This window comes from Winogradskyella psychrotolerans, from assembly GCF_018860565.1.
Classification (GTDB): Bacteria; Bacteroidota; Bacteroidia; order Flavobacteriales; family Flavobacteriaceae; genus Winogradskyella; species Winogradskyella damuponensis.
The window spans coordinates 33,127-44,876 of sequence record NZ_JAHKPS010000018.1 but is presented as its reverse complement, the minus strand read 5'-3'; the positions used below and the strand labels follow the sequence as shown (position 1 = coordinate 44,876).

At 34.8% G+C, this 11,750-nt stretch carries 3 protein-coding genes; all 3 read left to right on the top strand.

Going from position 1 to position 11,750, the window contains the following annotated elements; all coding sequences use genetic code 11:
• Entirely contained in the window at positions 1 to 2,442 is a 2,442-nt protein-coding gene (locus KO504_RS06765) for a PorP/SprF family type IX secretion system membrane protein (protein ID WP_215925577.1), read from the top strand.
• A 69-nt stretch (positions 2,443 to 2,511) separates the two neighbouring features.
• Positions 2,512 to 10,725, top strand: coding sequence for a T9SS type B sorting domain-containing protein (locus tag KO504_RS06760; RefSeq protein ID WP_215925576.1), 8,214 nt, complete (start codon positions 2,512 to 2,514; stop codon positions 10,723 to 10,725).
• Positions 10,726 to 10,754: 29 nt separating this feature from the next.
• Positions 10,755 to 11,738 carry a PorP/SprF family type IX secretion system membrane protein gene (locus KO504_RS06755; RefSeq protein WP_215925575.1) on the top strand — a complete coding sequence of 328 codons (984 nt, stop codon included), beginning with the start codon at positions 10,755 to 10,757 and terminating at the stop codon, positions 11,736 to 11,738.
• Positions 11,739 to 11,750: the final 12 nt, after the last annotated feature.

The window sequence follows — 11,750 nt, the reverse complement described above, 5'->3', positions numbered from 1 at the left end:
ATGAAAGCACATTTTTTACTTTTTATATTATGTATCTGTTCTGTACAGACATTCTACTCTCAAGAAGATGACGGAGTAGTTTCGCTTGCTATTCCCACACGGAATTCTTTAACGTTTAATAGGTATACCATAAATCCAACATTTAGTTTTGTTAGAGAACAAACAAAATATATTAGTATCTATAATAAAAGAGAATGGATACAATTTGAAAACGCACCACTCACCTATTTAGCGAGTTATTCTGGACGCTTTGGAGAAAATATAGGTGCAGGATTAGGACTGTTTCAACAAAATTATGGAGTACTAACCACCTTTGGTGGTATTTTGAATTTTGCATATAATGCAAGATTAGGTCAAGATAGCAATCTTACTTTTGGTATTAATGTTGGAGCTTATAAAAGCGGTGTTAACACGGCAAATGTCGTTACTAATTTTGAAGACCCTTCATTACAAAATGTGCCAGAGAATTTCCTACTAACAATTAATCCAGGTATTAATTATGGAACAGAATTTTTAGATTTTGGACTGTCCATTAATAATTTAGCATTATACAATTTTGAATCTTCAGAACTTATAGAAGATAACCCACAGCAAGGTATTCAAGCTCATATAATGTATACTGGCTATATGGATAGCAGAGGTTTTTTTGATGAAAGTAAATTTTCAGGATTATTACGATCTGAATTTCAAAAAGAAAAAACTATTCTTTCAGCTATTGCTATGGTAACAGTTCCTAAAGGAATTTGGGCACAAGCGGGTTATAACACGCTTAATGGTGTTTCAGGTGGTGTTGGACTTAATATTACAACACAGATAGCTATTGAATATAATTACGAGAAAGCCATTGGAGACTTAAATACATTTGGTTCTTCACACGAAATCACATTGGCGTATAGATTTAAAAACAATAATTATTATGATTATAGTCGCGAAGATGAAGTGAGCGGTATTCTTTCGGGCAGAAAGAAAAAACGACGTATATCAAAAACTAACAATTCAAGAGTAGCAAGTCGTAAAACAACTAGCAAAACTACAACAAAAACGGAATCTGATGCTCAAGCAAAATTAATTGCAGAACAAAAGGCAAAAGCTAAAGCGGAAGAAGAACAAAAAGCTAAAGAATTAGTAGAAATTCAAGCTGAACTTGATAAAATTGAAGCTGATAAAAAAGCAGAACAAAAGGCTCAAGAAGAAGCTGCTGCACAAGCAAAACTATTGGCAGAACAAAAAGCTCAAGAGGAAGCTGCTGCACAAGCAAAACTATTGACAGAACAAAAGGCTCAAGAGGAAGCTGCTGCACAAGCGAAGCTATTGGCAGAACAAAAGGCTCAAGAAGAAGCTGCTGCAAAAGCGAAACTATTAGCAGAACAAAAGGCTCAAGAGGAAGCTGCTGCACAAGCGAAGCTATTGGCAGAACAAAAAGCTCAAGAGGAAGCTGCTGCACAAGCCAAGCTATTGGCAGAACAAAAGGCTCAAGAAGAAGCTGCTGCACAAGCCAAGCTATTGGCAGAACGAAAAGCTCAAGAGGAAGCTGACGAACAGGCTAAAGATGATGCGATTTCAAATCCAACAGACACTCTTGCTAAGTCTATGCAAACTATAGCAAAGTCAACTGAAAATTCTAAAGATATTCAAAATGAATTATTAAAACAGTTTGATGATATTGTTGCTATTAAAGACCAAGATCTTAAAGATTTAAAAGAAGAAAATGACTTAAGCGATCAGGGTATTACAGTAAAGCCTAAACCTTTTAAAAGTGTTACTGCAGAAAATAATGCACTTAATGCTATTAAATCAGACTTAGAAAATGTAATTCAAACAAGAAGTGAAAAAATAGATGCATTAAACAAGCTTTATGAAGAACGTGTTGAAAATGGCGCTTTTGCGTTAGACGAAGTTACCCTATTCTACAAAAAGGAAATTAAAAGATTAAAAGCAGAACAATTAAAAGCTAAGGAAGTAAAAACAAAACTAGATACAAAATTAGAAGCGATCAGAGTTGCTACAGAGTTTGAAAAAAGAAGACGTATCAAACGTGCTGCTTTTAATAATGAAGAAGATAGATATAGCCAAGATAGAGCAATGTTAAAAAACATTAAAGAAACAACTAAACTAAGTGATACACCTTTAAAAGCTGAAGATTTTGACTTTGGTGAAGACCTTGGTAATAGTATTAAAATTTTAAAAAATATTGATAATGTTGAAAGCGGATATTATTTAATCATCGCTGTACATAGTGACACAAAACAAAGAAATAAGTTTGTGACTAACGTAGTAGCTTCTGGCAGATCTGATGTCGATTTTTTCCACGATGTTAGTACCAGTAAATATTACATATTCTATAACAAGTTTGATAACATAAGCGATGCTAATGAAGCCTTAAAAACAAAAGGAAATAGACCGTATAATGGAAAAATGTCAATAGTTAAAATTGAAAATTAATAAGAGTTAAGCCTCTCTTTGCTTTCGCCTTTGCCCCGAGGAAAAAGTGAAGACAAAAACTAAAACATCATGAAAAAACCTACTTTTTCTAGAATAGCTATAATTGCTTTATTCCTCATTTTGGGACAGCAAATGTTTGCTCAAAATCTTGTGCCATTCTCGCCGCGATATGATCAAGCCATTAAAGGAGATATCCTTTTAATAGGAAACAGTAATGTGGGATTACATGTTTCAAATCCTTATAACGGAAACTCTACCAACGACGGAGTAAATGCTGCGGTATATGTAGATATTGATGGAGATCCTAGTACTTTTAACTCCAGTAGTGCCAATTTAGATGTACCAAGTGACGATAGCTGTTATGTTATAGTTTATGCAGGTTTATATTGGAGTGCAGTAGTTGATGGAGATGAACCAATTTCTGATGTAAAATTCAAAGTTCCTGGTGGTTCTTATGTAGATATTACAGGTACAGAAATCTACTATCAAAATGCACCTAACAATAACCAATCAAACACATATGCCTATTATCACGATGTTACAGATATGCTAACAGCTTTGCCAGATCCAGAAGGCACATATTCTGTTGCAAATATTTCTACTTTAGTAGGTCCAAAACCAAATTCAGAAGGCCTTTCTGCAGGTTGGTCTTTGTTTGTTGTTTATGAAGACCCTCTTTTACCTAGTAAGTATATTACCTCTTTTGATGGATTTACTAAGATTACAAGTTCTATTAACGAAACATTTCCTGTAAGTGGTTTTAATACCATACCAACAGGTCCTGTTCGTGCAAAATTTGCCTTTAGTACTATCGAAGGAGATAGAAGTTATAGAGGAGATTATTTAAAACTTAATGGAAGTACAATCAGTGTTACAAATAATGCTGGAAATACAATACGACCTGGAAATAACTTTTTCAATAGTTCTGTTTCAGATATTAATCCTGTTACTAATACCTCCGAATTGTTTACCAATAGAATACCTAATAGCTCTAATACATTAGGTTTTGATGCTGGTATTATTAATATTCCAAATCCTGGAAATTCTCTTATTGCTAATAATGCGACCTCTGCTAATATTAGCTTGGGGAGTAATTTAGATATTTACTACTATTATTTTAGTGCATTTGCAATTGAAATTATCGCTCCAAACATCGTGTTAACAAAAGTTGTTGAGGACGATTTAGGTAATGATATAGGCGGACAACTTGTTGGCTTAGGTTCGTCTTTAAATTATGTCATCGGTTTTCAAAATACAGGAAATGATGATGCAACAAACTTTACAATTAGAGATGTACTTCCTGTAAATATTATTTATAATCATCCAACAGATTTAGTATTACCTCCAGGTGTTACAGTTAACAGCTATGATCCTACAACAAGAGAACTTGTTTTAGATATTGACGATTCTCTTGTTGAAGAAAACGATCCTGTTTATGAAATCCGTATTGAAGTACAAGTTGTTGATGATTGTGGTCAGTTAGAAGATGCTTGTTCAAACATCATTAATAATCAGGCTTTTGCAACATATCAAGGAACTATAAACCCTGATTTTACTATTACAGACGACCCGAGTTTAAGTAGTAATACAGGCTGTTTAATTACACCACAAGCTACTAACTTTTTAGCTGATTTAGATTGTACTTTTGAGTATAGCGAAATTCTTTGTGGAGACAGTTTAGAGTTAACTGCAGCAAATGGATACGATTCTTATTCATGGTCTACAAGTCCTACAGGAGTTCCTGTTATTGGAACGTCACAAAATATTACAGTTACCGAATCTGGTACTTATTACTCTTACAATACAGCAATTGCTCCATGTCAGTCAATTGTACAGGAATTTAATGTGCAACTTTTTGGAGCTAACACAACAAACCCTGCTATTCCTTACGCTGATGAAGTTGTAGTTTGTCCTAATGACGGGAAATTATTACCTAATATATTCTTATGTGGTGCAGATGACACAAGAATTATTCAAACTAACGTATCCGATTCTACCTCTATTATTTGGGAAGTACTTGATGAGACAAGCTGTGATGCCGTTTCAGATTCTGACTGTGCCAATGAAAACCCAGCGTGTACATGGAATGCAATACCTAGTGAATCTGGATTTGTAGTTGATACAGCCGGACAATATCGAATTACTATTAATTATCCTGGTGGCTGTTTTGTTCAGTTCTATTTCAATGTTTACGAAAATATATTAAACCCTACAGTGGTATCATCTGATATTATTTGTAATACAAACGGAAGCATTACCGTAAATAATGTGCCTTCAGGTTATGAATACAGTATAGATGGAACAAACTTTCAAACAAGTAATGTATTTTCTGTAGACACTCCTGGAACTTACACAGTTTATGTAAGACAAATAGGCGTTTCAACAAACCCATGTGTATTTACAGTTCCTGAAGTTCAAATTAGAGATCGTGAATTTACAGGCTCTACAACAGTTACACAACCGCTTTGTCATGATGATAAAGGAAGTGTGCATTTATCTGCAAATGATGTAGATCCACAATACTTATTTACGCTTTCTCAAGGTGCTACAATTGTAAATACTGTTGGGCCTATTATTGACAATACTTATACATTCCAAAATTTAAACCCTGGAACTTATACTGCAACTATCGAATCTGAAAACGGTTGTTTATTTACTGAAGATATCACTATTATTGAACCACCTATATTAACAGCTACAGTGGCTTTAACTAGTCCTTTAAATTGTTCTGATGGTGAGCTAACCGTTTATCCTGTAGGTGGAACACCTCCTTATTATTACTTTGTAAATGGTGCTACTGAATTTCAATCGACACCACAAATACCTGTAAGTTCTGCAGGAGTTTATAACATAGTTGTTACAGATTCTAATAACTGTAGTACAGATGTGACTATAAGCGTAGAGGCTATGTCTGGACCAGATTTTACTGTAGATACGACAGATATTGCATGTGCTGGTTCTGATGGTACTGGTGCAATAACAATCAATGTTAGTAATGCTAATGGCAGTAGTATTGCTTATAGTATTGATGGTGGAGCTACATTCGTTAATTCAAATGTATTTACAGGATTATCTATCGGGAATTATGATGTTGTTGTAGAATACACTTCTGGTACTGATGTTTGTGAATCGAGTCCACAAACCGTTTCTATTGATTCTGCAGCAGCTATTACTGGTACTGTAGATTTATCGGCGCCTTACACTTGTCTTTCAAATGGAACCATTACGGTTACAGGAGTTACAGGTGGACAAGCACCATACACTTATAGTATTGATGGTGTAACATTTCAAAATAATGCTAATTTCAGTAATTTAACTGCAGGAACGTATACTGTTATTGTAATGGATGTTACGGGATGTGCATCTGCAATGGATGAAATTACAGTAGAAGAATTAAATCCACCAACCGATTTAACGTTTAGTAATAGTCCTGTATCATGTCCATCTAATACGGCTACCATTTCTATTACAGGAACAACTGGTGGTGTAGGCATATTAGAATATCAAATTACAGCACCTGCTTCTGCAGTGACAGCTTACCAAACCTCTACTGATTTTTCAGGTTTAGAACCAGGAACTTATACTTTTCAAGTAAAAGATGAAAATGATTGTGTGTATAGTGAATCATATACCATTGTTCCTACTCCATCTCCAACATTATCTGTGGTGTTAACAAAGGATTTAGATTGTGCTGCTTCGCCAGATGCTATATTAACAGGAACTGTTACTGGGGCAGCACCTTACACATATGCTGTATCTATAAACGGAGCTGCTTATACCGATTTAGGCACAACTGGAACACCATTTACATACAGCGCTGCAACTGCTGGAACCTATCAACTTCAAATTACAGATGCAAATGGTTGTACAGCTGAGTCCTCAGTAATTACTGTTACTCCTGTATCATTACCAGCCCTAAGTTTAGTAGTGCAAACACAAGAGATTTTATGCCATGGAGACACTAACGGAGCTATTGATGTTACTATTGATACAACTGTAGGAACCCCGCCATTTGTAATTAATGTAAGTGATAGTGCAGGAAACGATTACGGTACACAAACCTCTAGCTTGCCTGCAGGAACATATACTGTAACTGTTACAGATTCAAAAATGTGTACAGCAACTGAAACTGTAGTCATTAACGAACCAGATGCTATAACTATAGATTATGATGCTGTTGATATTACATGTGGTTCTGGTGGAATTTCTCAAGGATCAGTAATTGTAAACTCAGTTACAGGCGGAATACCTCCATACAATTATTTTGTTACGGGTACTAATGGTTATTCAAATTCTGAATTAAACACTACAGGATCAACATCAGTTAGTTTTGATGTGGTTGATTTTGGACTTTATCAAATTAATGTGGTTGACGCTAATGGTTGTTCTATTTTAGTTCAAGATGTATTAGTAGCATCACCTCCAACAGATTTAGACATTAATATTTTACCATCATTTGATTGTGCTACAGGTGGAGAAGCTGAAGTTAGTATTGGATCATCTCTTACAAGTGCTGGACCATTTTTCTTCAGTATTTATGAAGGTCCTAGTACTGTATATCCTGCTGGAACATGGTTAAGTGAAGATACTCCTGGTAGTGAATCTGCGACATTTACAGATTTAATACCTGGCGTGGTATATACATTTATAGTTTATGATGCCTCTACATTCTGTAGTTATTATGAGCCAGCAACAATTCCAATTCCTACAAACTCTACACTAACAGCTACAGCGGTTAGTTCTAACAATATTACATGTACTGGAAGTGCTGATGGTAACGTTTCATTTACTGTAAACAGTTCTTATGGAAGTCCTGTCTCTATCACCTATGAAATCTTTGACTCTTTAAGTTTAACAACAACTGGAATCAGTGGTTCTGCTGCATTACCAGCAAATGGTTCGTTAAATATATTAGAATTTGGTCCGCTCCCATTCGGAAATTACTTTGTTTCAATCCGTGAAACATCAGGACCTAACGCTGGTTGTGGTATTGTAACGGCTCCATTTAATATTACCGAATCTGCATTTCTATTAGAATTAGCAGCTTCAGTTGATCAGAATGCGAATTGTGAACCTAATTCTGGTGTCATAAGCGCTATAGCTTCAAACGGAACACCTCCTTATCAATATCAGATTACAACGACTGCTACTCCTCCACTTGTTGCAGACGCAGCATGGAATAGTTCAAGTACATTTAATAATGCTGCCGGAAGTTATTACGTTCATGTAAAAGATGCTTATAACTGTATCGTTACGAGTCCTGTTTTAGTCATAGACACAGATCCTACACCTACTATTTCTGCAACTTTAAATAATCAATGCACAGTAGCGGAAGGTGCTTATGAAATTGACGTAACATTAGATACTGTAGGTACACCTCCTTACAGTGTGAGTATTGATGGTGGCGCATTTCAAACACAAACATTTCCATTTACACTTTCAAATTTATATTCAGGTACACATACTATAACAATTAATGATGTTAATGGCTGTGGTAACACAGTTTCAGTAGACGTAGTTGCACCTATTACTATTATACCAGAGGTAACAGCTTTACCAACATGTAATGATGATGATGGTGAAATTACCATGACCACTATAGGTGGATCTGGATCTTATACCTATAGCATTTCACCTAATCCTGCTTCAATTAGTTTTGCGGGAGATGTGTTTTCTGGAGTCCCTTCAGGAATGTATACAATTACAATTACAGACACTGTAACATCTTGTACTGAAGAGGTATCTATTTCAGTTGCAGAAGCTATACTTCCTACACTTAGTCTGACTCCAAATGCTATTACTTGTTTTGGAGATAACTCTGGCTCATTTGAAATTAATATAGCTAATTACACCGGAGCATATACTTATGAGGTCTTTGATAGTCTGGGTACTTCTGTAACAGGAATTGTAAATGCAAACACATCTACCAATCCTGAAATAGTAACAGGAATGGAAGCAGGAACATTTTCAGTGGTTATTACTGAAACAGATATCCCGTTCTGTTCTGCAACATCTAGTGTCATTATTGCGTCTCCTTTAGAAGCGATGACATTAAGCGTTTCTGAAACTTCAAATGTAACATGTAATGATAATGAAGGTACCATAACAGCTATTGCTACCGGTGGTTGGGGAGATTATGAATATGAACTAACAGGAGCTGCAACTGTAGCTTATTCTAACAATGGTTCATTTAGTGGATTATCTGCTGGAACTTACATCGTAAATGTTAGAGATGCTGGTGGTTGTATTGTTTCTGAAACTATAACTTTAGAAACACCTGATCCAATTACTGCAACATTTACTCCAAGTACAACAGTATTATCTTGTTTTGGAGATCAAGATGCGAGTATTACTATTAGTAATGTTACTGGCGGACAAGGCACAAATTATACTTATACATTAAATACCGTTTTACCAACACCTAGTGTTTCTGGTCCGCAAACCTCTAATGTATTTGAAAACTTAGGGCCTGGAACCTATTTTGTTAGAATTACTGATGGTTATGATTGTGAATTTACATCTGTTAATATTGTGATTACTGAGCCTGCACCAATTGAAGCTAGTTTGATAAGAACAACAACACAAACATGTTTAACAGAATCTACATTAACATTAAGTGCAACTGGTGGAACAGGTTTATATTCCTATAGCGAAAACCCTTCGTTTACACCTATTATAGGGACATTTGCAACATCGACAACATTCTCAGTTCCTGATGGTACGTATGCTTATTATGTAAGAGATGCCAATGGCTGTGTTACTAACGTATCTAATGAAATCATCGTAGATCCATTACCAACATTAGAAGTTACCTTAGAGTCTACTAACCCAACTATTAATTGTGCTGGTGATAATAACGGAACAATTATAGCTACAGCAGTAGGTGGATTAGGAAATTACACCTATACGCTTCAAGATAATTTAGGCAATCCGGTAATTGCTACAGAAAATAGTCCTGGCTTTTTTACAGAACTTTATGCAGGTGATTATGTTGTTCTTGTAGAGAGTGGAGATTGTAATGCAACTTCTGCTCCTATTAGCATCACAGAACCAGATGCACCACTTGATGCTAGTATTGTAGTTAACAATGTAAGCTGTGCAGGAAATAATAATGGTTCTGTTGAAATCACCGCTTCTGGTGGAACTGGAATTATTAAATATGCTATTTCACCACAACTCAATCAATTTTTTGAAACTAATACCTTCGAGAATTTAGCGCCTGGAGATTATAACGTTATTGTACAAGATCAATTAGGTTGTTACTTAACTTTCGATTTTACTATAACAGAACCAAATCCAGTTATATTAAGTATCGTTGCGGATTCATTCTTCCCTGAAGTTTGTACCGGATATGAAGATGGAGAATTTAGTATTGCCATTTCAGGAGGTACACTTCCTTATAGTGTGAGTTTAGATAATTATAACGGTGTTTACACTACAGGTAGTGCAGTACAAACGGAATTTGATTTTACAAACTTAGTTGGTGGAGATCATATTGTATTTGTAAGAGATGCCGAAGGATGTGAATCTGAATGGAATATTACATTTCCAGAATCAGTTAGTATTTTACCGGAAATTTTAATTGAAAACATTTGTGAAAATAATACACAAGTAAACGCTGTTACCGTTACGGTTGATGCTTCTATAGAAGACCTTTCTCAATTAGATTACTCATTAAATGGTGGTACTTATCAAGAAAGTAACATCTTTTATAATGTACCTGTAGGAACAGATCATATTATAGAAGTTAGACACACGAATGGTTGTATACAATCTACAGAATTCTTCGATATTGAAGCAACTGATCCTATTACATTAACCTTAGCAGAAGGAGAAGAACTTAACGAATTTATTGCAACTGCCTCTGGAGGTGAAGGAGACTATCAATTTACTTTGAATGGTGAAGATTATGGTGATATAAATTCTTATATCATTTATGAATCTGGAATATACACTGTTACAGTCACAGACAGCGCAGGTTGTTATGCAACCGCACAAATTGAGTTAGAGTTCGAAGATATTTGTATTCCAAACTGGTTTACACCAAACGGAGACAACTCTTACGATACTTGGGCACCTGGTTGTACACAAAACTACCCTAACCTAACCTTCGATATTTTTGATAGATATGGACGTAAAGTCGCGACTTACAGAGTTGGAGAAGTTTGGGATGGAAAATATAATGGTAGAGATTTGCCAATGGGAGATTATTGGTTTGTTGTTAGAACAAATGACACCACGCATAATAAAGAATTTGTAGGACATTTTACACTATATAGATAACAGCCAAGAACATTTAAAGAGATAACATTATGAAAAAAATTACACTATATATTCTTTTTTTGGTCTTCGCTAATAGTTATGGTCAAGAATTAAATTTACCTGTATTTACGCAATACTTAGCAGATAACGACTTTGTGATTTCACCTACATATGCAGGTATTGGAGATAATCTAAAAATAAGGGCTAATGGACTAACACAATGGGTTGGTATAAAAAATGCACCAGATAATCAATCTATCTATGCCGATTTTAGAATTGGTAACCGTTCAGGAGTTGGTGTATCTGCCTATAATGATAGAAACGGAAATACAATTCAAAAAGGTGTTAAGTTTTCTTTTGCTCATCATTTAACTTTAGATTATAAGTCTAAACAATATTTGTCTTTTGGGTTATCTTATAACATAAATAATTTTAGAGTTGCTATTGAAGATTTTAATACCACCTATGATATTCCAATATTAGACCCAGCAATCACCGATGACAGAGGGATTACAAACAATAACTTTGATGCTGGTATTTTATACCGATGGAAGGCATTTTATGTGAGTTTGAATGCTAATAACATCATGAAAAAAGATATTGATAATTATGAAGGTGTAGAGCCAATTCAGTTATTAAATTATCAGTTATACACTGGACTTGTTATAAAAAGTAAACAAAATAAAGATGTAGAGTTTGAGCCTTCAGTTTTTTATCAAATGTTTGATAGCGATAAACGCTCTAGTACAGATGTCAATTTTAAATACAGAAAATTCAATCGTAAAGGAGATTACTATTTTGTAGGAGGGTCTTACCGTTTTTTAAATGATCAATTTTTTAAACCCTTAAATTTAGGACCAATGGGCGGAATTACATTTAACAAATTCTTTTTTGCTTACTCATATCAATTAACATTAAACGATTTGTCTGGATTTAATACAGGGACTCATATGGTTACTATTGGGTTAGACTTTTTACAAGGCATAAGTAATTGTGCTTGTACAAGAGGAACTAGTCAAAGTTATTATAGATAAACTGTGATAAGG